Source organism: Planktotalea sp. (genome assembly GCF_018607965.1).
Classification (GTDB): Bacteria; Pseudomonadota; Alphaproteobacteria; order Rhodobacterales; family Rhodobacteraceae; genus Planktotalea.
Map to the genome: position 1 here is coordinate 1 of NZ_JABBAM010000163.1, position 19,502 is coordinate 19,502.

Below are 19,502 nucleotides of genomic sequence, written 5' to 3' on the forward strand. Positions count from 1 at the left end.
TGCAACCGTCATCTTTTGGTTATGAGTCCTGACCCTAAGTTGGATGTCTTCGAGGTTTTTGGATCGAAGCCGCTTTATGATCGCGTCAGAGTCGTCAATACCAATACAAAAAAGGGCCATTCGCTCGCTTGGTGCTGCGGTCAAAAGGAGGCCGCTGATGTGACGGCAAGCTGGTCTGAATGTTCTAACGTTTTGGAGGCTGTGGCCGTATCGATGTGGTCATCAGGAGTGTCAAATCCGCCAAGTACGACCCAAATTGCGGGTAATCCAAGTGCCATAATGACCAGACCCGTTTGGCCAAAAGCCCAATATGCACCCAAACACAGTGCTGGCAAAAGGACAGTAAGCCACTGCCCCCAAAGCACACTGGTGATCATTTTGAAAACTGGTGATTGTGTTCGTACAGTTGGCATCATGCACCCATTTGGAAATAAGTTGATCGCGTGAATAGTTTGCCTGTCTTGCCGCAGGAGCCGGGATATTTCGTTAACGCCAAGCTTAAAAACGTTTTGGATTTTCGACAGTTTCTAATTGGTTTGATGAAAGCTGTTCGCAGGCGGGTGTGATAGGAACAGTTTTGTGCAAATTCGAAGGGCTTGCGTGCATTGACACCTCTGCCAAATCGCCCCAAGGCTGAGGGAAAGCAAACCATTCGAAAGGCGCATGCTCATGTCTATTCCTCAAACTGGTGGTGGCCCAATCGAGCGGCATGAAGAATTAGCAGAGCATTTGGCCGAAGGGTGCCGTCCCAAAGAGGACTGGCGCATCGGGACCGAGCACGAGAAATTTGGCTACCTTACAGACACGCACGCGCCGCTTCCTTTTGAAGGTAAACGTTCGATTGTGGCTGTTCTAGAGGGCTTGCGGGATCGCCACGGTTGGTCGGAAGTGCGCGAAGGCGGGCATTTGATCGGGCTTGAGAAAGCGGGCGCGAATGTTTCCTTGGAACCGGGCGGGGCGCTGGAATTGTCTGGTGCGCCTTTGAAAACCATCCACGAGACCTGCGATGAAGTGAACCAACACCTGCGTGAAGTGCGTGAGATTTCTGATGAAATCGGCGTTGGCTTTATGGGGTTGGGTGCCGCGCCTGAGTGGTCGCACGAAGAAATGCCCTTGATGCCCAAGGGCCGCTACAAGTTGATGAACAACTACATGGAAGAGGTTGGCACCATGGGCACGGCGATGATGCGTCGTACGTGCACGGTTCAGGTGAACCTCGACTTTAGTTCAGAGGCCGACATGGTTCAAAAGATGAGGGTTGCCTTGGCGTTGCAGCCTGTTGCGACGGCCCTGTTTGCGAATTCGCCCTTTTTTGAGGGCAAGATCAATAACCACAAAAGCTGGCGTGGCCACATTTGGCAGAACCTTGATGACGCGCGCACGGGCATGTTGCCTTTCGTGTTCGAAGACGGTTTCGGATTCGAGGCTTGGACGCAATATGTGCTCGATGTGCCGATGTATTTTGTCTATCGCGATGGAAAATATATCAACGCCTTGGGCATGTCGTTCCGCGACTTTATAAAGGGCGAATTGCCTGCGCTTCCCGGTGAGACGCCAACCATGAGCGATTGGGCAGATCATCTGACGACGGTCTTTCCTGAAGCGCGCGTGAAGAAGTTTATCGAAATGCGCGGCGCGGATGGGGGGCCTTGGCGTCGTCTGTGTGCTTTGCCTGCGTTCTGGGTTGGTTTGACTTATGATCAGACATCTTTGGATGCAGCATGGGATCTGGTCAAAGGTTGGGACGCTGAAACGCGTGATGCTTTGCGGGTCGCGGCGTCAGTCGACGGCTTACAGGCCAAGGTGAACGGGATCAGTATGCATGAACTGGCGCGCGAAGTCGTGGCGATTTCTGAGGCTGGTTTGAAAGCGCGCGCACGTCCCGGTGCAGGTGGTTTGGTGCCAGATGAGACGCATTTCTTGAACGCTTTGAAAGAGAGCCTTGAGACGGGTCAAGTGCCTGCAGATGAGATGTTAGAGAAGTATCACGGTGAATGGGCTGGGGATTTGAGCCGCGTTTATGGTGAGTATTCTTATTGATCTGACGGTTCTCGCCATTTGAGAGCCTGGGTGCCTCCGGCGGAAGTTTATTTGGAAAGATGAAGGTTTTGGTCTCGGCTTTACTTGCCGATCCTAGGCTCTGTGCCTGCGCGCAGGCGGCTGGTATTTGTGCGGTGACGCCAGAATATCAGGATGGTCAGGATAACACCGAGCAGGAAGCCTTCGGGGTAGCCAAGGATGCTCATCCAGAAGGTCGATGTGCCGACGGCTGCAAGCGCTGCAAGGGAAGAGATGCGTTTGAGTGCTGCGAAAGCGACCCAAGTTGCGCAGCACGCTGCACCGACTGGGAAGTTGAGCGCGAGAAGCAGGCCGAGGACGGTTGCGACGCCTTTGCCACCTTTGAATTTCAACCAGACAGGATAGCAGTGGCCGATGAGGGCCATGAGACCCGCGATTTGTGCGGCGTCTTCGCCTGCCATCGCGCGGGCGATCAGGGCCGCGATGGCCCCTTTTGCGCCGTCTAGAATGAGTGTGGCCAGTGCGGCGGGCTTAGAACCTGTGCGCAGGACGTTGGTTGCGCCGATGTTACCGGATCCAATGTCGCGCAAATTACCGAGGCCCATAGCGCGCGATATGATCACGCCAAAGGGAATTGAGCCGAAGAGATAGCCGAGCACCGCCCAGATCAGTAGTGCGAGGAGGCTTGTTTCAAATATTGGCATTTAAACGCTTTCGAAAGAATTAGAACTTAGGGGTTTCGTGAGCAAAGACTTGATGGCCTGCGACGTAGGTTGCGTGCACTTTACCCTGCATGCGCGCGCCGTCAAACGGGGTGTTCTTGGACTTGGAGCGCAGTTTGAAGCGATCCATGATGAAGGGCGCATCGGGATCGAAGAGAACGAGATCTGCGGGGGCGCCTGCGGTGAGACGACCAGAGGACAGGCCGAGGCGTTTCGCGGGTGCAAGGCTGAGGGCGCGCCAGAGGGTTGGCAGATCGAGGTGTTCGTTGTGCACAAGGCGCATGGCGGCGGGAAGTAGAGTTTCCATGGCGACCGCGCCAGAGGCGGCTTCCTCGAAGGGCAGGCGTTTGCTTTCCTCGTCTTGGGGCGTGTGCATAGAAGAAATGAGGTCGATGGTGCCAGTGGCGAGGGCCTCGATCACAGCGAGGCGGTCGTCCTCAGAGCGCAAGGGAGGTTTGACTTTGAAAAACGTGCGGTAGTCAGCAACGTCGAGTTCATTTAGCGTGAGGTGGTGGATCGATACGCCTGCGGTGATGTCCAGACCGTTTGCTTTGGCGCGTTCCAAAGCGGGAAGGGCGCGCGCGGTGGTGACTTGATCAACGTGATAGCGCACGCCTGTCATTTCGATCAGCGCTATATCGCGATCAAGGCCCATGCGTTCGGCCATCGCAGAAACGGCGGGCAGACCACGAAGGGACGCGAATTTGCCAGAGGTGACGGCAGCACCCGTGCTAAGGATTGGTTCTTGGATGTGGGCGATCACCAAGGCGTTAAGGGAGCGCGCGTAGGTTAAGGCGCGGCTGTAGACTTTGGTGTCCGTTACCACGTGGTCGCAATCGGTGAAAGCGACGGCACCTGCGTCTTGGAGAAAGCCGATTTCAGTCATTTCTCGCCCCATCCGTCCTTTGGTGAGAGCGGCCATGACGAGGACGTTGACGGGGGCTGCTTCATTGGCGCGGCGGCGCGCGAATTCCAGAACTTCGGGGCTATCGATGGTTGGGGACGTATCTGGGCGCGTAACCATTGTGGTAACACCGCCTGCTGCGGCGGCGAGACCTGCGCTGCGATAGCTTTCTTTGTGACGTTCGCCTGGTTCGCAGACCTTAACACCGATGTCGATGATGCCGGGGGCGAGGCATTTACCACCGCAGTCTACCACAGTTTCAGGGTCCGAGGTTTCGCCGCGAAACTGATTCTTTTTATTATCAGTGTCTTGTGTGGAAACGGATGTGATAACACCTGAAGAAACTGTTAGCTCACCGATCTCATCTGTGCCGGTTTCTGGATTGATTAGACGTGCGTTGGTGAACCGAATGTGCATGGGGCTTCTTTCTGAATTTGTCGCATGAGTTTGAGGACCGCGCGACCATCTGCAATGCGTGTGAAGCCGATGCGTTTACCAGCGAACCACACGCTATCGGGTGGGCCGATTTTAAGGATCACGTCCGTGTTTGCATCGATTGGAAAGTTTTTGAGCGTTTTGCCATTGGTTGGGTGATCAAGGGCAATGAAGGCGTGGTTGCTCGTAAGTGTGTAGTGGGTTTTGGAGCGCAGGTAAGCCTGCCAAAAGACGTGCCCGATGGCATTGTAAAAGCCGATTGCAAAGAAAGGCAGGCCGAAGAGCGGGAAGAGTTTAGGGAAAACGCCACCAAAGCCGCTGTTGCCGAAGCCGCTGCCAATTTGTGCGGCCATGCCGATCCAAAAGACAGAGAAAACCATAAAGAAGACTCCCATCAGCGCGCCCATAACGTCCGTATTGTGAAAAGATAGGCCAGCGACTGGTCGGCCTTGCCAAAGGATGCTTTCGCCCTCGTCAAGTATGCCGTCCCACCCTGCTGCTTGGTCCGTCATTTATGCAATCCAGACCATGAGGACGACGAAAACGGCCAACAAAAGCAGCACGATAGAGGCCACGCGACCTGACATTCTGGGGTCTTTGGGTTCTTGCATGATCTGACCTTTCTTACGGCGTTATTCGGATAAGCATGGAAATGGTGACGGCGACGATAAACGCAAATGCGGCGAGGACCCAGAGCAGGACTTTGGTGTTTGAGGGTCCTGTCTTTGGGGGCGATCCTGTGAGAACGCCTTGGGCCGATGCGGTTTTGATCGGGGTTGAGGACGTGTCGATTGGAACTTCGCCGAATGTTGCGATCCAGCGCAGGGGCGCTTGCGGGGTAAGTGTGGTTGCTTGGCCCATGAATGCGGCTGAACGAATGAGGGCGACGTCGTTTTTCAGCGCTTTGATTTGAGGGCGCATTGCTTCGATTTCATCAGCAGCGATACCCATACCGAGAGCGAGATAGCCCTCAAGGCCGAGTTCATCCAGATCGGCGATGGTGATGATATCGGCGTGGTTTTCGTCGAGCGTGTCGGTGCCGAGGGCTGTTGCAAGATGGGCATGTGCGAAGGTTTGGGCGGTTTCGATCGCGAACAATCTAACAACGCCATGCTCTGTCGCGGTGATGTTCATTTGGGTGCTCATACCATCACGCCTGATTGCTTGGCGCGGCGATTGCGCGCCAGTAGGTCCATCGCGGCCATGCGCACTGCGACGCCCATTTCGACCTGCTCTTGGATCACAGAGCGGTTGATGTCGTCCGCGATGTCACCATCAATTTCGACGCCGCGGTTCATGGGGCCTGGGTGCATGACGATTGCGTCGAGTTTTGCGTGGTTGAGTTTGTCGCCGTCCAGACCGTAGCGGTGGTAATATTCGCGTTCAGACGGGATGAACCCGCCGTCCATGCGTTCTTTTTGCAGGCGCAACATCATAACGACGTCCACGTCTTTAAGGCCTTCACGCATGTCTTCAAAGACCTCGCAGCCAAATTCGTTAATTTGGGAGGGCATCAAGGTGGGTGGGCCAATCAGGCGAATGCGGTTTTCCATTTTGCCCAGCAGCATGATGTTGGAGCGCGCCACGCGGGAATGGGCGATGTCGCCGCAAATCGCGATAGAAAGACGATGGATACGGCCCTTTGCGCGGCGGATTGTGAGCGCGTCGAGCAAGGCTTGGGTCGGGTGTTCGTGACGACCGTCGCCCGCGTTCAGCACGGCGCAGTTCACTTTTTGCGCCAGTAGATCGACCGCGCCAGAGTGGGGGTGGCGCACGACCAGAAGGTCAGGATGCATAGCGTTGATGGTCATGGCTGTGTCGATCAGGGTCTCGCCCTTTTTGATCGAAGATGCCTCCATCGCCATGTTCATCACGTCTGCGCCAAGGCGTTTGCCTGCAATTTCAAAGCTGGCTTGCGTGCGCGTTGAATTTTCGAAGAACATGTTGACTTGGGTCAGACCTGCAAGTGCGTCAGAATGTTTGTGGGATTGGCGATTCAGATCGACATATTGATCGGCCAAATCCAGCAGAGCTGTGATCTCGGACGGGTGCAAATGCTCGATCCCGAGCAGGTGAGCTTGGGTAAACGTCATGGGCGGCCCTCTTTGGTTCGAGGCGTTATAGGCGCGCGCGCTGGCTGGGGCAAGATGGGGCGTTTCCTATCTGGCGCGGGGGGCATAGATTGCGGGTATGGAATCGGCATTGGATTATCATACGGCTAAGGCGCTGCTGGAGTGGCAGGTGGAATTCGGTGTGACCGAAACCATCAGCGATACGCCTATCAATCGCTTTGAGGTGAAGCCTGAACCCAAGAAGATGGCGGTTGCTGCTGTGGCTGAAACGGTCGCGCCCGTTCAGCGGTCTAAGGTGAGCGGTGTTGATTTGGCCCGCTCGGCGGCCGCAGGCGCAGGCGACGTAGCAGCCTTGCGCGCGGCCTTGGGGGCATTCGAGGAATGTGATTTGAAGCGCGGTGCGCGCAAGCTGGTGTTTGCGGACGGCGTGTTTGGATCGCGCGTTATGATTATTGGGGATGCACCCGAGCGCGATGAAGATCGCGAGGGGCGCCCGTTTGTTGGTGATGCGGGTGTCTTGCTGGATAAGATGCTGGGCGCGATTGATTTGAACCGTAGTGAGAACGTGTATCTAACGACGGCCCTGCCGTGGCGTTTGCCGCGTAATCAGGAGCCGAAATCTGACGATCTCGCGATGATGTTGCCGTTCTTGGAACGCCATGTGGCTTTGGCGAAACCAGAGTTTGTTGTGTTGATGGGCAATATTGCGTGCCAAGCGGTGCTGAAGAAACGCGGAATTTCGCGGTTGCGTGGGGAGTGGGGCGAGGCGATGGGCGTGCCTGTTCTGCCGATGTATGCACCAGAGTATTTGCTAGGTAATCCTGAGAAAAAGCGCGAGGCTTGGGCAGACTTGCTGAGCTTGAAAGCGCGGCTTCGTGGTTGATCCGCTGGTTCTGTTGACGTTCATTCCCGCCGCTTTACTTTTGAACCTGACACCTGGTCCCGATATGATGTTCTGCCTTGGACAGGGCTTGCGATACGGCAAGCGCGCTGCGTTCGCGGCAAGCGGGGGTGTGTCGATGGGCGGGCTTGTTCATGTGTTTCTGGCGGGACTGGGCTTGAGTACGGCAATTGCCGCGCTGCCCTACGCACTGGACGTTATTCGCTGGATCGGGGTTGTGTATTTGCTCTGGCTTGCGTGGAGCAGTTGGGGCGTGCGCACCTCTGTGAAGGATAGCACGCGTGATGCGGTTTCGCTGACGCCGACGCGCGCGTTTTGGCAAGGGCTTGTGGTTAACCTAACCAACCCCAAGTTCATTTTCTTCGTACTGGCGTTCCTGCCGCAGTTTGTGGACGGCAACCGTGGTTCGGTCTTGGGACAGTTTTTGATTTTAGGTTTGGTCATCGGGTTCGGCGGGTTTCTGATCAATGGAATGATTGGTGTGATGTCAGGTGTGTTTTCGCAAAAGCTGGGACGTGGTGGGCGCGCTGGGCTGATCTTGTCGCGGATCAGTGCGCTGATCTTTGTCGGTTTGGCGATACGCTTAGTCTGGATGGAAAAAGGGGCGTTGTTATGAGTGTTGAACGTGAATTTCTACCCGTGCGGATCGCTGTTTTGACGGTCTCTGACACGCGTGCGTTGGATCAGGATCGTTCGGGTGATGTGCTTGTACAGCGTTTGGGCGATGCGGGGCATATGTTGGCGGATCGCAAGATTATCCGCGATGAGCGGGCAGAGATTGCGGATCAACTGCGTGCTTGGTGTGCAGATGACGCGATTGATGTGGTGATTTCGACGGGTGGCACGGGTCTGACGGGGCGCGATGTGACGGTCGAGGCGCACCGCGATGTGTATGAGAAAGAGATTGATGCGTTTGGCACTGTGTTCACCATCATAAGCATGAAAAAGATTGGCACGTCTGCAGTGCAAAGCCGTGCAACAGGGGGCGTGGCGCAGGGCACATATCTGTTCGCGTTGCCCGGAAGCCCCGGTGCGTGCAAGGATGCGTGGGATGAAATTCTGGGCTTTCAGCTCGATTATCGCCACAAGCCCTGCAACTTTGTGGAAATAATGCCGCGTTTGGACGAACATTTGCGACGGAAATAGTCTGTTCACACGTATCACGTTAATTGTGAGTGGATTTGCCTTTGGAAATCAGGTCACTACTTTAACTTAACGGATGGTTAGGACAGCAATGCTATGAGATTTCTGAGACAAAGCCTTGCAGGTTTGTTTTTGGTCGCGATGACGGGCGCGCTTTTGGTGTACGCGGGTTCGATTGTGTACGGTGCTGTTCAGGCGCGCATGGCAGAAGAACCCCGCCCGTCGCGGTCGCGCGAGCGGAAATTTTCGGTGACGGTGGTTCCTGCGCAGATGCAAAGCGTGGATCCTGTTTTGACCGCCTTTGGTCAGGTCGCTAGTGCGCGCACTTTGGATTTGCGGGCAGGGGCGTTGGGAACTGTATTAGAGCTGTCGGTTAACTTTGTTGAAGGCGGTAGCGTCGATGTGGACGAAGTTCTGGTTCTGATTGATCCAGCCGAAGCCCAAAGCGCGCTAGATCGCGCTGCCAGTGATGTAAGTGACGCTGCTTTGGAAGCGCGCGAAGCAGAACGTGCTATCGGATTGGCGCGCGATGAATTGGTGGGTGCGCGTGAGCAGGCGGCCCTGCGCGAGAAAGCGTTTGAGCGCCAAAGCGACCTTGCTGCACGCGGTGTTGGAACCTCTGCGACTGTTGAAACCGCTGAGTTGGCAGCGTCGTCGGCGCGCCAAAGTGTTCTTTCGCGCCGCCAAGCCGTTGCGCAGGCAGAGGCACGTGCTGAGCAAGCAACGACACGAATTGCGCGCGCGCAATTGGCCAAGGCCGATGCGATGCGTAAGGTTGAAAATACGCAGCTGAAAGCTGAATTTGCGGGGGCTTTGACGGATGTTACTGCCTCGCGCGGCGGTTTGGTGACAGCGAACGAACGCCTTGCGCGTCTGATTGATCCGAATGCTTTGGAAGTCTCGTTCCGCCTGTCCACCGCGCAATACGCGCGACTTTTGGACGAAAATGGCAGGTTAAGGCGTGCGGCGGTTTCAGTGGTTTTGGATGTGTTTGGCGCGGATTTGGTCGCCAAGGGTACGTTAACCCGCGATAGTGCGGCGGTAGGTGAGGGCCAATCAGGGCGCTTGGTTTTTGCGACTTTGGAGACAGCACGCGGATTGAAGCCGGGTGATTTTGTACGTGTAGAAGTAACGGAACCTTCACTTCGCGGTGTTATCCGATTGCCAGCGACTGCGCTGGACGCTGATGGAAACGTTTTGGTTATTGGCGAAGAGGATCGCCTTGAGGCATTGCCGGTAAGCCTAGTGCGTCGTCAGGGGGATGATGTTCTTGTGCGCTCGCGCGAGATTGTCGGGCGAAGTGTTGTCACCGCGCGTACGCCGCTTTTGGGGGCAGGAATCAAAGTGAAGCCGTTGACGGTGGAGGGCGCGACAAAAATTGAAGAGCCTGAAATGTTGGAGTTGTCAGAGGAGCGTCGCGCAAAGATTCGAGCGTTCATTGAGGCGAACAAACGCATTCCTGACGAAGCGAAAGCGCGTCTTTTGAGTAATCTCGAAAAACCGCTGGTTCCCGCACAAATGGTGAACCGGATCGAAGGTCGGATGGGGGGATAAGGTATGGCACGTGCACTTCCTCAAGGGTCTGGCGGGGTTTTAAGTTATTTCGTGCGCCATAAAACGCTGGCGAATTTGCTATTGGTTATCATGCTGGTCGCTGGCCTTGTTGCGATGCCAAAGATGCGGGCGCAGTTCTTTCCAGATGTGATCTTGGATACAGTATCCGTGTCGGTCGCGTGGGACGGTGCAGGTGCAGAGGATGTAGACGCGGCCATCGTTCAGGTGTTGGAGCCTGCGCTTTTGTCTGTTGAGGGTGTGGATAGTTCTTCAGCGTCTAGCCGCGAAGGCCGCGCAACGATATCGTTAGAATTTGAACCGAATTGGGACATGGCGCGCGCAGCCGATGATGTGCAAGCGGCTGTGGATCAAGTGAGCGGTCTGCCGGATGAAGCGGAAGACCCTGTCGTGCGTCGTGGCCAATGGCGTGATCGCGTGACAGATGTGGTGATTACGGGACCTGTCGGCGTTGCGCAGCTTGCGCTGTTTGCAGATGAATTGACGACGCGCTTGTTCGCAGAAGGAGTGACCCGCACGACGATCAGGGGTGTTGCCGCTGGGCAAACGATTGTTGAAGTTCCGTCTGCAAATTTGATAGCGAATGACGTTGCTATGGCCGATATCGCCGCTGCAATTGCATCCGAGGTGGATGCGGATCCTGCTGGCGATGTATCTGGCGGCACCGCGCGTGTGCGTACAGGTGTTGAAAAGCGAACGCCCGAGCAAATTGCGCAGATCGTTTTACGCTCGAATGATGACGGTTCTAAACTGCGGATCGGTGATCTTGCGCAATTGCGCCAAGAGGGTGTGGATCGCGATGTTGGGTTCTATGTGGGTGATAATCCCGCAATGACCATTCGCGTTGATCGCTCTGACAAGGGCGATGCGATTGCGATCCAAGAACAGGTCGAAGATGTGGCTGCTGTAATGCAGGCAACCTTGCCTGAAGGTGTCACGATTGAGCTGATCAGAACGCGCGCAGAATACATCAGCGGGCGTCTAAATATTCTGCTGGATAACGCGATCACTGGGCTGGGATTGGTTGTTTTGTTGCTATTCCTGTTCCTGAATGCACGCACTGCGTTTTGGGTGGCTGCGGGAATTCCTGTCGCGCTCTTTGCGGCGATTGCGATCATGTATATCGGTGGTTTGACCATCAACATGATCTCGCTTTTCGCTTTGATCATCACGCTGGGCATCGTCGTTGATGACGCGATTGTTGTGGGCGAACACGCCGACTATCGCGCGCGTGAATTGAAGGAACCGCCTGTTGTGGCTGCCGAAAATGCAGCGCGGCGCATGGCGATGCCTGTCTTTTCTGCAACGCTAACGACGGTGATCGCGTTCTTTGGTTTGGTGTCGATTGGGGGGCGCTTTGGTGATTTGATCGGGGATATTCCGTTTACGGTGATCGCGGTTTTGATTGCGTCCTTGGCCGAATGCTTTTTGATCTTGCCCAACCACATGAGCCATGCGCTGGCGCATAGTGTGAAAACACATTGGTATGATTTGCCGAGCCGCGTGGTGAATAAGGGTTTTGAATGGGTCCGAGATCAGATTTTTCGCCCCCTTATCGCGGGTGTGATCTGGGCGCGCTATGCGGTGTTTGCTGGTGCGGTTGTAATCCTTGCGAGCCAAGTGGTTCTGGTGATCAGCGGCGATGTGCAATGGCGGTTCTTTAACGCGCCTGAGCGATCCTCCGTAACGGGCAACTTTTCGATGGTGGAAGGGGCCACGCGCGAAGATACGCTTGCAATGACGCGCGAAATGCAGCGCGCGGCCGAAGAATTGGCGGCGGAGTTTGAGAAGGAGCATGGCACCAATCCGCTTGATTATGTGATGGCGACAATTGGTGGATCTGCGGGTCGCGGAATGGCGGGATCTGACACCAAAGATAACGATCTTCTGGGTGGCATTTCGATTGAATTGATTGATGCGGACTTGCGCCCCTATTCCAGTTTTTCCTTTGTGAGTGATCTACAAGACGCCGTGCGCAGGCATCCATTGACGGAGAATGTTTCGTTTCGGTCTTGGCGTTCGGGCCCTGGTGGATCGGGTCTTTCGGTACAGTTCTTTGGTGCTAGTTCAGAGAAATTGAAGGCGGCAAGTGAGGCGTTGCGATCGGAATTGGCACGCTTTCCTGAGGTATCGGCAGTTGAGGATAATTTGGCCTATGACAAGGAAGAGTTGATCCTTGAATTGACGGCGCAGGGACAGGCGTTGGGCTTTACGATTGATCAACTTGGACGTGTTTTGCGCCACCGCTTGAATGGTATCGAGGCGGCGAGTTTCCCTGATGGTCCGCGCAGCGCGACGATCCGTGTGGAATTGCCAAGCGACGAGTTGCGTGCAGATTTTCTGGATAGCACGTTGCTGCGCAGCAAGTCTGGGAGCTACGTTCCGTTGGCGGATATTGTCAGCGTGAAACAGCGCACTGGTTTTTCAACAGTGCGGCGTGAAAATGGCGTGCGCTTGATTTCGGTTACGGGCGATATTTCCGAGGATGATCCTGCGCGGGCGAGCGAAATAGAGGATGCGTTGGAGCAGCAGATATTGCCACGTGTCGCGTCCGAGTTGCAGGTCGAATGGCGTTTGTCCGGGCAGTCCGAGCAAGAGAATGCATTTCTAAGTGATGCGATGACGGGTTTGATCCTGTCATTGACGGGGATTTATCTGGTGCTGGCTTGGGTGTTTTCCAGCTGGACGCGGCCTGTAGTTGTGATGGCGGTGATCCCTTTTGGTTTGGTTGGCACAATCTATGGTCACGCGGCTTGGGATGTTCCGCTTTCGATGTTCTCGATTGTTGGGCTGCTTGGGATGACGGGAATTATAATCAACGATTCCATCGTCTTGGTCACAACGATTGATGAATATGCCAAGGATCGTGGATTGATCCCGTCGATCATTGATGGTGTGGCGAACCGCTTGCGACCTGTGATGTTAACCACGCTCACGACTGTTTTAGGATTGTTGCCGCTGCTGTTTGAACGTTCAAGCCAAGCGCAATTCCTGAAACCTACGGTTATTACGCTGGTCTATGGTCTGGGCTTTGGCATGGTGCTGGTTCTGCTGATCGTGCCGTCGTTTATTGCGATGCAGTATGATGTGCGCCGTCGTGTGGATGCATTCAATCGGGGTTTGAAGTTTCGTGCGCGATGGCCGCGAACGGTTTTGATTGGATTGTCGGGCATTGTTGCGGCGTGGTTGGCCGCGACGCTGGGGTATGCTGCGGTTTACGAAAAAATGCTTCCGCAACTGGCTGAGCTTTTGCCACAGCTAAATGAGTTGGGCGCGATGCCGGCAGCATTCTTGGCGTTCACGGGTGGTCTGATTGTGATGGTTGTCATCGCATATGTGACATCGCTTCTGGGCCTATTGATTTCACGAAGAGGCCGCCAAGGAGCGGTTAAACTGTCCGCCTGATTGACGTTTTAATTGCCTGTGCAACCCATGATTTCAACGGCTTGGCTTTCGCCCAAGACCGTGATGCGAATTCCGCTGCGGTTCAAAATAAAGGGCGCGTCTTCGACGTGTTGAATATTCGTCACTGCAGTGAGTGTGTTTCCAGAGCGTTTCATGTCTGGCTCTGCCACCCATAAAAGCGGATTTGCGGTTTCGATCACGATCGCTTCGCGCCGTCCGACAGGTGGAAGCGTGAAGGAGGTTTGTAGCGAAATTCCATCGGATGCTGGCGATATTTGGCAACGTACATTCGCTGCCCCTGCCTGTTTGCCGCTGTAGGGGCGATCCGCGAGCGACGCTGCAATACGCGAGTCGCGTTTGGCGCTAGTGGCAGGTAAAACCGCGCTGATTTTGAGAGTTTGGGGGATGCAAATATCTTTGCAAATTCCGATCTCGATTTTTGCGGTAAGCGCTATGTCCTTGCCTTTGGATCTGGGGAGAACTTGTAGGGGCAAGACGATCTGATCTTTATAGACAATCGAACGTAAGCCGTTTTGTTCGTACACTTCGGGGCGTGGCCAGATGACCTTAGCATCTTTGAAATTACCCGATCCAGACATATCAAAAATCGGCGGAATACCCGCGTCGCCAGGTGCGCGCCAATACGTGTGCCAACCTGGCTCTAGTTCTAAACGGATGCCCGCCATGTGGCTACCGTCGGCTTGTCGCCAACCTGTTAACAAGGTCGCTTGCAGGATATTGTCGAAATTTTGCGCGTGTGCAGACAAGGTTGTTGCGAGGCCTGCGAGTGCTGCGAGAAAAGTGGTTTTGCGTATCATGCATCTTGATTGGCGCACAGACCGCGTAAAGCCAAGTCACTTATTTGAGAGATATCTTGCTGGCGCGGCAACTTTTACTTGAATCAATCTGCTCGTCGTAACATCTTCGTTAATATTGTTGGAATAAATATATAGCATGAAAATTAAAGTTCCGAATTTAGGGCTTTCTGGCAAGTGCCTGATATCGATGCCTGATATGCCAGACTCGCGGTTTCGCAGCAGCGTCATATTCTTGTGTGCGCATTCTGATGAAGGTGCGATGGGAATAATCGTTAACAAGCCTGCGCAAGATGTGAAGCTGACCGATCTCATGGATCAACTGTCGATTCCGAAAGACACATGCGACAAAGATTGGCCAGTATATTTTGGTGGGCCCGTCGAGCATGGCCGTGGTTTCGTTCTTCATACGTCCGAGTATCGTTCTGAGCTATCTACAATGGATGCCGGACCGAATTTGGCGATGACAGCAACGATTGATATTTTGGAAGATATCGGGGCCGAAAAAGGCCCGCAAAGTGCGTTGATCGCGCTTGGTTATGCGGGTTGGGGGCCTGGTCAGTTAGAGCAAGAGATTGCTGTGAACGGCTGGCTTGTTGCTGACGTGGGTGCCGACATTATTTTTCGTACACCCGACAACGAGAAGTGGGCGGCAGCGCTGGGAACACTTGGGGTTGATCCCGCGATTTTATCGTCGAGCGGTGGGCGTGCTTAGGATTTGGCGCTGGATGTGACGAAGTTCACGTGGCCCATTTTACGACCCGCTTTGACATCTGCTTTGCCATAAAGATGCAGGGCGGTTTCGGCCTGCGCGGCAAGTGCGGGAACGCGGTTCATATCGTCGCCGATCAGGTTTTCCATGACCACATCACTATGACGCTGACCATTGCCGAGCGGCCAGCCTGCAATCGCGCGGATGTGTTGTTCGAACTGATCGACGGTGCAGCCATTCTGGGTCCAGTGGCCCGAATTGTGTACGCGCGGGGCGATTTCGTTGACGATCAATCCCTTGGGCGTGACGAACAATTCGACACCCATGACGCCGACGTAGTCGAGTTCATTCAGGATGCGACCTGCTAGGATGACGCCGTCCATGCGAAGCGCGGATTTAACACTGGCGGGCACGGTGGTTTTGCGTAGAATGCCGCCCTCATGGACGTTTTCACCTGGATCATAGCACGCGACTTCGCCAGATGGGCTGCGCGCGGCGATGATGGAAATTTCGGCACTGAAATTAATGAAGCCCTCTAGAACAGCTGGCGCGCCAGCCATATCGGCGAGGGCTTGGTCGGCGTCGCTTGGGGATTTGAGGCGGGCTTGGCCCTTGCCATCATATCCGAAGCGACGGGTTTTCAGAATTGCGGGTGTACCGACTTTTTCGATGGCTGCTGCCATGCTTTGCGCGTCATCGACGGCTGCGTAGGGCGCGACATGTAGTCCAAGGCCGCTGAGGAAATCTTTTTCGGTGAGGCGATCTTGGGAGATGCGCAGCGCTTCGCGACCGGGGTGGATCGGGGCGAGGGTGCCGAGGAGATCAAGTGCGGATGTGGGGACGTTCTCGAATTCATATGTGATGACGTCAACGGCGTTGCCGAAGGCGCGCAGGGCTGCGTCGTCCTCATAAGGCGCGGTTGTCACGATGTCTGCGACGTGGCCTGCGGGCGGGTTTGTGCCGGGCTCGAAAATGTGGGTGCGAAAGCCGAGACGTGCCGCAGCGATTGAGAGCATGCGACCAAGTTGACCGCCGCCTAGGATGCCGATGATTGCGCCTTGGGGCAGGGGATCAGACATCTGTGGGCTCCTCTGGGATTGAGTTTGACAGAGCTTCGCGCCACGCCTCTAGCCGCGTCGCCAAGGCGGGATCAGAGGTGGCGAGAATGGCAGCGGCCATAAGGCCTGCGTTTGCAGCACCCGCACCGCCGATGGCCATGGTCGCGACGGGAAAACCGCGTGGCATCTGCAGGATTGAATAAAGGCTATCCACGCCAGAAAGCGCGTTGGTTTGTACGGGGACGCCGATCACAGGAACGCGGGTTTTCGAGGCCATCATGCCCGGAAGATGGGCCGCGCCACCTGCGCCTGCGATGATGACTTTGAGGCCGCGCGTGGCTGCGGTTTTGCCGTAGTCCCAAAGGCGATCGGGTGTGCGGTGGGCGGATACGATTTTTTTCTCATAAGGGACGCCAAGCGCATCAAGCATGTTTGCAGCCTCGATCATGGTGGGCCAATCGGATTGGCTGCCCATGATAATTCCAACTTCGATTTCAGCCATGATACTCACCCTTCGCAATAAGCGCTGGACTATAGTCAGATGCTGTCCCTAGGCAATGTGCCATGGTGGATTTAGGCGATAATATCGGGGGTCAAGCGGTCTTCGATGACCGCTATTTTGTCTTTTAGGCGCAGCTTGCTGCGTTTGAGACGTTGCAGCATCAATTGATCCGCTGTGCCCCTGTCGTTCAAGGCGCGGATCGATTCATCAAGGTCGCGGTGTTCGCGCTTCATGACTTCCAACTCAACGCGCAAAACTTCGCTGGTTTTCATTGAGATATCTGTGGGCGCGTTCATGTGAGGCGATTCCATTTTGATCGTATTATCAAGGGCTTCTTTATACCTGCTGAAGCCCTGCGCGCATAGCCCTTGCACTGCGGGATGAAGCTTCCCATATTTAGAACATCAGCGGTTGCCAGAATGGGACCGCCGCACTTGGACTGTCGCTTTACTTTAAGGACGTACCGATGACGAAAATGACATTGGGATCATACCCGCATATGTTGGGCTTTGAGCAATTGGAACGATTGGTGGAACGCACCGCCAAATCGGGCAATGAGGGCTATCCCCCCTATAATATTGAACAAACGACGGACACATCGTACCGTATTACGCTGGCTGTGGCTGGCTTTGGCGAGGATGATTTGTCGATCACGGTGGAAGATCGCCAGTTGGTGATCCGAGGGCGTCAGACGGATGACAGCGATGGGCGTATGTTCTTGCATCGTGGTATTGCTGCGCGCCAGTTTCAGCGCAGTTTTGTGCTAGCTGACGGTGTTGAAGTGGGCGAAGCTCAAATGGAAAATGGTTTGCTGCATGTGGACTTGACCCGCGCGCGCCCTGACACAGTTGTTCGAACTATAAACATTAAGATAGGGTGATCCCATGACTGAAGCCTTTGATTTCGAGACCTCCAAAGATGCATCGATCGTTTATGTGCGTTCTGTAGAATTGGCCGATTTGCCCGTAGAAATGCAGGAGCAAGCAACGGGTGTTGAGCAGCTTTATGCGGTGCACAATGAAAAGGGCGAGCGTTTAGCGATTGCCGCGGATCGTGATCTTGCGTTCACGCTGGCCCGTCAGAATGATTTCACCCCCCACGCGGTGCACTGATGCCTGATTTTGCTGTCCATTGGGTTGATGCGTTCACGGATCAGCCTTTTGGCGGCAACGGCTGTGCGGTGGTTCACCACGGAGCGCATTTGGATGATGAGACCTGTTTGGCGTTTGTGCGCGAAACGTCGTTGGTGGAGTGCACGTTTCTAGGTCCATCTGATGTCGCGGACGTGCGCGTTCGTTATTTCCTTGCGAGCCGAGAAATTCCATTTGCAGGGCATCCTACGGTTGCCTCTGTCGTGGCTGCACATGCTGCGGGGACGGTTGGCACTGGGGATTTGATGCTGGAGACGTTGGCGGGGATTATCCCTGTGCATTTGAGCGAAGACGGTAAGCGCGTGACCATGCGCCAGATCGCGCCTGTGTTTGGGCCGATGGTGGATACGGATTTGGTGGCTGCTGCAATTGGTTTGCGCGCCGAGGATATTGTTGCACCGCCGCAGTTGGTGTCCACAGGTCTGCCCTTCATTATTACGGTTTTGCGCGACAAGGTGGCGCTAAGTTGCGCGTCTTTGAATGCGCGCGCTGTAGACGAGATGTTAGAGAGCTTGGGAAAACAGGGAGACGGCGCAATGGAGCCGTTCCTAACCACGCTTGGTGGTTTCACACAGGCGGGTGATACCTATTCGCGTTTATTGATGTTGCCGCCTAGCCCTGTGGAGGATTCGTTTACGGGGTCTGCGACGGGGGCAATGGCGAGTTATTTCTGGCATCACGGCTTGATTGAGACGCCTGATTTCGTGGCTGAGCAGGGTCATGGGTTGGGGCGTGCTGGGTCTGCGTCAGTGCGTGTGCTTGGGCCGTGCGATAAGATTGAAGGCGTTGAGGTTGCTGGTTTTGGTCACATTTTGATGAGCGGAACGCTGCATTTGTAGGTTGGGGCGAGCGCCAGCCCCTCGCGCTCCCCGGGATATTTATGGAGAGAGGATGCATTGGGCAGTTTTGTGCTGGTTATGCGTCGTAGGCGAGGAACGCTTTGAGTGAGGCCTCAAAGGCGTGGGGTTGTTCGGCGTGGAGCCAGTGACCCGCGTCTTGGATTTTGGCGAATTTTGCATTTGAGAAGTGGGATTTGATTTTTGGGCGGTGTTCGGTTTCGACGTAGTCGGAATTGGCACCAGACAAGAAGAGAGTGAGGCCGTCATAGGTGCCTGATAGGTCTGGGAACCCCAAGATCAGGTGCATATCGCGTTCGAGCGCATCCAGATTGTAGTGCCAGCGTTGTTCTTTCACATTCAGCGATTGTGTGAAGAAGGACTGCAGCGTTTTGTCGTCTATGTGCTGTGCGAGTTGTGCTACAGCGTCGGCGCGGCGGGTGACTTTGGTCAGATCGACGGCGCGCATTGCGTCGATGAATTGCTGTTGGGAATGTGTGTATGAAACGGGTGCAATGTCTGCGACGAGCAGGCGGGCGACTTGGGTTGGTTCTGTCAGCGCGAGGGTCATCGCGGCCTTGCCGCCCATGGAGTGGCCGACCAGATCGACGGTGCCGCCGTGGGCTTTAATCACCTCTGACAGATCGCCGGCCATATCGGGATAGCTGTGGGTGTCGTTCCAAAAGCTGGCCCCGTGGTTGCGCATGTCGGGTGCGATCACTGTGCGGGTTTCGGACATGCGTTTGGCGATCACGTTCCAATTGCGCGCAGATCCAAAGAGACCGTGCACGATCATCAGCGGTGGGCGCGTCGTGTCGGTGCCGAATGTAAGTGTATTGAGCATGGTTCGGGAAATAGCGCGGATTTGCGCGGTGCGCCAGTCAGGATTGCTTGAGCCTTGGTGCGGGTTTGGTTAAGATCACGGCGTCGAAAGGGACATCATGCAATGCGAATAAGATCACATGGCGATTGAACAAAAAGCGCTGGAGGCTTTGCGTGCAAAGCTGGGCGTCAAAGCACGTGATCTTCCACGCGCGATGAAAACTGTAGGGCGGCGTTTGCCGCGAGATGCGCATCGCGCGGCGTTGGTGTTGAGTGATGCGAAAAGTTATGCGAACCATCCGAAATTGGCGCGCATGATTGATGCTCATTCGGTAGACGTTGCCGAACGTGTGTTGCACGAACACCTTGAGAAGATTAATCCAAAAGCGCGTCGTAAAAATATGATTCTGGATATGCTTGGCGTGCAAGCGAT

The 19,502-nt window shown here is 55.0% G+C and carries 22 protein-coding genes; 11 read left to right on the forward strand and 11 right to left on the reverse strand.

Annotated features, from left to right (window positions below; all coding sequences use genetic code 11):
• Positions 1 to 140: 140 nt before the first annotated feature.
• The gene (locus QZ279_RS14365) at positions 141 to 377 is read right to left on the reverse strand and encodes a hypothetical protein (RefSeq protein ID WP_293452079.1); all 237 of its coding nucleotides are present in this window, start codon (positions 375 to 377) and stop codon (positions 141 to 143) included.
• Positions 378 to 669: 292 nt separating this feature from the next.
• Between QZ279_RS14365 and QZ279_RS14370 the strand changes: the two genes are divergently transcribed.
• Positions 670 to 2,040, forward strand: a complete 1,371-nt coding sequence (locus QZ279_RS14370; RefSeq protein ID WP_293452081.1) for a glutamate--cysteine ligase — start codon at positions 670 to 672, stop codon at positions 2,038 to 2,040.
• Between the two features lie 80 nt (positions 2,041 to 2,120).
• Here the strand turns inward: QZ279_RS14370 and plsY are convergent, their stop codons facing one another.
• The 5 genes from plsY to QZ279_RS14395 all read right to left on the reverse strand — a co-directional run bounded on the left by plsY (position 2,121) and on the right by QZ279_RS14395 (position 6,173).
• The gene (gene plsY, locus QZ279_RS14375) at positions 2,121 to 2,723 is read right to left on the reverse strand and encodes a glycerol-3-phosphate 1-O-acyltransferase PlsY (protein WP_293452083.1); all 603 of its coding nucleotides are present in this window, start codon (positions 2,721 to 2,723) and stop codon (positions 2,121 to 2,123) included.
• Positions 2,724 to 2,742: 19 nt separating this feature from the next.
• A complete protein-coding gene (pyrC, locus tag QZ279_RS14380) occupies positions 2,743 to 4,062 on the reverse strand; it encodes a dihydroorotase (protein WP_293452085.1) in 1,320 nt (439 codons plus the stop codon).
• The gene (locus QZ279_RS14385; protein WP_293452087.1) at positions 4,032 to 4,592 is read right to left on the reverse strand and encodes a hypothetical protein; all 561 of its coding nucleotides are present in this window, start codon (positions 4,590 to 4,592) and stop codon (positions 4,032 to 4,034) included. The genes pyrC and QZ279_RS14385 overlap by 31 nt, the downstream gene beginning before the upstream one ends.
• A gap of 112 nt (positions 4,593 to 4,704) precedes the next feature.
• Positions 4,705 to 5,226: a hypothetical protein gene (locus QZ279_RS14390; RefSeq protein WP_293452089.1), complete on the reverse strand. Its 522-nt coding sequence runs from the start codon at positions 5,224 to 5,226 to the stop codon at positions 4,705 to 4,707.
• Entirely contained in the window at positions 5,223 to 6,173 is a 951-nt protein-coding gene (locus QZ279_RS14395) for an aspartate carbamoyltransferase catalytic subunit (protein WP_293452091.1), read from the reverse strand. The genes QZ279_RS14390 and QZ279_RS14395 overlap by 4 nt, the downstream gene beginning before the upstream one ends.
• Before the next feature lie 97 nt (positions 6,174 to 6,270).
• On the opposite strand from QZ279_RS14395, the gene QZ279_RS14400 reads away from it, so the two are divergent.
• The 5 genes from QZ279_RS14400 (at position 6,271) to QZ279_RS14420 (ending at position 13,173) form a co-directional block, all read left to right on the forward strand.
• Positions 6,271 to 7,035, forward strand: a complete 765-nt coding sequence (locus QZ279_RS14400) for a uracil-DNA glycosylase (protein WP_293452093.1) — start codon at positions 6,271 to 6,273, stop codon at positions 7,033 to 7,035.
• Positions 7,028 to 7,669, forward strand: coding sequence for a LysE family translocator (locus QZ279_RS14405; protein ID WP_293452095.1), 642 nt, complete (start codon positions 7,028 to 7,030; stop codon positions 7,667 to 7,669). Before QZ279_RS14400 ends, QZ279_RS14405 begins: the two co-directional genes overlap by 8 nt.
• A complete protein-coding gene (gene moaB / locus QZ279_RS14410) occupies positions 7,666 to 8,199 on the forward strand; it encodes a molybdenum cofactor biosynthesis protein B (protein ID WP_293452097.1) in 534 nt (177 codons plus the stop codon). The genes QZ279_RS14405 and moaB overlap by 4 nt, the downstream gene beginning before the upstream one ends.
• Before the next feature lie 93 nt (positions 8,200 to 8,292).
• Positions 8,293 to 9,750, forward strand: a complete 1,458-nt coding sequence (locus QZ279_RS14415) for an HlyD family efflux transporter periplasmic adaptor subunit (RefSeq protein WP_293452099.1) — start codon at positions 8,293 to 8,295, stop codon at positions 9,748 to 9,750.
• Between the two features lie 3 nt (positions 9,751 to 9,753).
• Complete coding sequence (locus tag QZ279_RS14420; protein WP_293452101.1) at positions 9,754 to 13,173, forward strand: efflux RND transporter permease subunit; 3,420 nt, start codon at positions 9,754 to 9,756, stop codon at positions 13,171 to 13,173.
• Between the two features lie 8 nt (positions 13,174 to 13,181).
• Here the strand turns inward: QZ279_RS14420 and QZ279_RS14425 are convergent, their stop codons facing one another.
• Positions 13,182 to 13,991: a protein-disulfide reductase DsbD domain-containing protein gene (locus QZ279_RS14425; RefSeq protein ID WP_293452103.1), complete on the reverse strand. Its 810-nt coding sequence runs from the start codon at positions 13,989 to 13,991 to the stop codon at positions 13,182 to 13,184.
• 136 nt (positions 13,992 to 14,127) lie between these two features.
• On the opposite strand from QZ279_RS14425, the gene QZ279_RS14430 reads away from it, so the two are divergent.
• Positions 14,128 to 14,703: a YqgE/AlgH family protein gene (locus QZ279_RS14430; protein ID WP_293452105.1), complete on the forward strand. Its 576-nt coding sequence runs from the start codon at positions 14,128 to 14,130 to the stop codon at positions 14,701 to 14,703.
• Here the strand turns inward: QZ279_RS14430 and QZ279_RS14435 are convergent.
• The 3 genes from QZ279_RS14435 to QZ279_RS14445 form a co-directional block, all read right to left on the reverse strand.
• Positions 14,700 to 15,779, reverse strand: coding sequence for a 5-(carboxyamino)imidazole ribonucleotide synthase (locus tag QZ279_RS14435; RefSeq protein ID WP_293452107.1), 1,080 nt, complete (start codon positions 15,777 to 15,779; stop codon positions 14,700 to 14,702). The two genes, QZ279_RS14430 and QZ279_RS14435, sit on opposite strands and share 4 nt — an antisense overlap.
• Positions 15,772 to 16,260, reverse strand: coding sequence for a 5-(carboxyamino)imidazole ribonucleotide mutase (purE, locus tag QZ279_RS14440; protein WP_293452109.1), 489 nt, complete (start codon positions 16,258 to 16,260; stop codon positions 15,772 to 15,774). Before purE ends, QZ279_RS14435 begins: the two co-directional genes overlap by 8 nt.
• Positions 16,261 to 16,331: 71 nt before the next feature.
• Positions 16,332 to 16,556 (reverse strand): DUF465 domain-containing protein, encoded by a 225-nt coding sequence (locus QZ279_RS14445; RefSeq protein WP_293452111.1) that lies wholly within the window; start codon positions 16,554 to 16,556, stop codon positions 16,332 to 16,334.
• 170 nt (positions 16,557 to 16,726) lie between these two features.
• Between QZ279_RS14445 and QZ279_RS14450 the strand changes: the two genes are divergently transcribed.
• From QZ279_RS14450 to QZ279_RS14460, 3 genes are read left to right on the forward strand one after another with little or no spacing between them, the layout of a single operon-like run.
• Positions 16,727 to 17,140, forward strand: a complete 414-nt coding sequence (locus tag QZ279_RS14450) for an Hsp20 family protein (protein ID WP_293452113.1) — start codon at positions 16,727 to 16,729, stop codon at positions 17,138 to 17,140.
• Positions 17,141 to 17,144: 4 nt separating this feature from the next.
• Positions 17,145 to 17,372, forward strand: coding sequence for a DUF1150 family protein (locus QZ279_RS14455; RefSeq protein WP_293452115.1), 228 nt, complete (start codon positions 17,145 to 17,147; stop codon positions 17,370 to 17,372).
• The gene (locus QZ279_RS14460; RefSeq protein ID WP_293452117.1) at positions 17,372 to 18,250 is read left to right on the forward strand and encodes a PhzF family phenazine biosynthesis protein; all 879 of its coding nucleotides are present in this window, start codon (positions 17,372 to 17,374) and stop codon (positions 18,248 to 18,250) included. The genes QZ279_RS14455 and QZ279_RS14460 overlap by 1 nt, the downstream gene beginning before the upstream one ends.
• A gap of 76 nt (positions 18,251 to 18,326) precedes the next feature.
• Here QZ279_RS14460 and QZ279_RS14465 read toward each other — a convergent pair whose 3' ends face one another.
• Positions 18,327 to 19,091 carry an alpha/beta fold hydrolase gene (locus QZ279_RS14465; RefSeq protein WP_293452119.1) on the reverse strand — a complete coding sequence of 255 codons (765 nt, stop codon included), beginning with the start codon at positions 19,089 to 19,091 and terminating at the stop codon, positions 18,327 to 18,329.
• A gap of 118 nt (positions 19,092 to 19,209) precedes the next feature.
• Between QZ279_RS14465 and QZ279_RS14470 the strand changes: the two genes are divergently transcribed.
• On the forward strand, positions 19,210 to 19,502 hold a 293-nt coding region (locus tag QZ279_RS14470), incomplete at its 3' end, for a hypothetical protein (RefSeq protein ID WP_293452121.1).

What these genes read in the sequence shown, in the direction of transcription:
- QZ279_RS14460 (WP_293452117.1), top strand. Translation starts at nt 17,372, where the DNA reads ATGCCTGATTTTGCTGTCCATTGGGTTGATGCGTTCACGGATCAGCCT.
- QZ279_RS14395 (WP_293452091.1), bottom strand. Translation starts at nt 6,173, where the DNA reads ATGACGTTTACCCAAGCTCACCTGCTCGGGATCGAGCATTTGCACCCG.
- purE (WP_293452109.1), bottom strand. Translation starts at nt 16,260, where the DNA reads ATGGCTGAAATCGAAGTTGGAATTATCATGGGCAGCCAATCCGATTGG.
- QZ279_RS14425 (WP_293452103.1), bottom strand. Translation starts at nt 13,991, where the DNA reads ATGATACGCAAAACCACTTTTCTCGCAGCACTCGCAGGCCTCGCAACA.
- QZ279_RS14445 (WP_293452111.1), bottom strand. Translation starts at nt 16,556, where the DNA reads ATGAACGCGCCCACAGATATCTCAATGAAAACCAGCGAAGTTTTGCGC.
- plsY (WP_293452083.1), bottom strand. Translation starts at nt 2,723, where the DNA reads ATGCCAATATTTGAAACAAGCCTCCTCGCACTACTGATCTGGGCGGTG.
- QZ279_RS14390 (WP_293452089.1), bottom strand. Translation starts at nt 5,226, where the DNA reads ATGAGCACCCAAATGAACATCACCGCGACAGAGCATGGCGTTGTTAGA.
- QZ279_RS14365 (WP_293452079.1), bottom strand. Translation starts at nt 377, where the DNA reads ATGATCACCAGTGTGCTTTGGGGGCAGTGGCTTACTGTCCTTTTGCCA.
- QZ279_RS14450 (WP_293452113.1), top strand. Translation starts at nt 16,727, where the DNA reads ATGACGAAAATGACATTGGGATCATACCCGCATATGTTGGGCTTTGAG.
- QZ279_RS14400 (WP_293452093.1), top strand. Translation starts at nt 6,271, where the DNA reads ATGGAATCGGCATTGGATTATCATACGGCTAAGGCGCTGCTGGAGTGG.
- QZ279_RS14420 (WP_293452101.1), top strand. Translation starts at nt 9,754, where the DNA reads ATGGCACGTGCACTTCCTCAAGGGTCTGGCGGGGTTTTAAGTTATTTC.
- QZ279_RS14415 (WP_293452099.1), top strand. Translation starts at nt 8,293, where the DNA reads ATGAGATTTCTGAGACAAAGCCTTGCAGGTTTGTTTTTGGTCGCGATG.
- QZ279_RS14435 (WP_293452107.1), bottom strand. Translation starts at nt 15,779, where the DNA reads ATGTCTGATCCCCTGCCCCAAGGCGCAATCATCGGCATCCTAGGCGGC.
- QZ279_RS14430 (WP_293452105.1), top strand. Translation starts at nt 14,128, where the DNA reads ATGAAAATTAAAGTTCCGAATTTAGGGCTTTCTGGCAAGTGCCTGATA.
- moaB (WP_293452097.1), top strand. Translation starts at nt 7,666, where the DNA reads ATGAGTGTTGAACGTGAATTTCTACCCGTGCGGATCGCTGTTTTGACG.
- QZ279_RS14455 (WP_293452115.1), top strand. Translation starts at nt 17,145, where the DNA reads ATGACTGAAGCCTTTGATTTCGAGACCTCCAAAGATGCATCGATCGTT.
- QZ279_RS14385 (WP_293452087.1), bottom strand. Translation starts at nt 4,592, where the DNA reads ATGACGGACCAAGCAGCAGGGTGGGACGGCATACTTGACGAGGGCGAA.
- QZ279_RS14370 (WP_293452081.1), top strand. Translation starts at nt 670, where the DNA reads ATGTCTATTCCTCAAACTGGTGGTGGCCCAATCGAGCGGCATGAAGAA.
- QZ279_RS14465 (WP_293452119.1), bottom strand. Translation starts at nt 19,091, where the DNA reads ATGCTCAATACACTTACATTCGGCACCGACACGACGCGCCCACCGCTG.
- pyrC (WP_293452085.1), bottom strand. Translation starts at nt 4,062, where the DNA reads ATGCACATTCGGTTCACCAACGCACGTCTAATCAATCCAGAAACCGGC.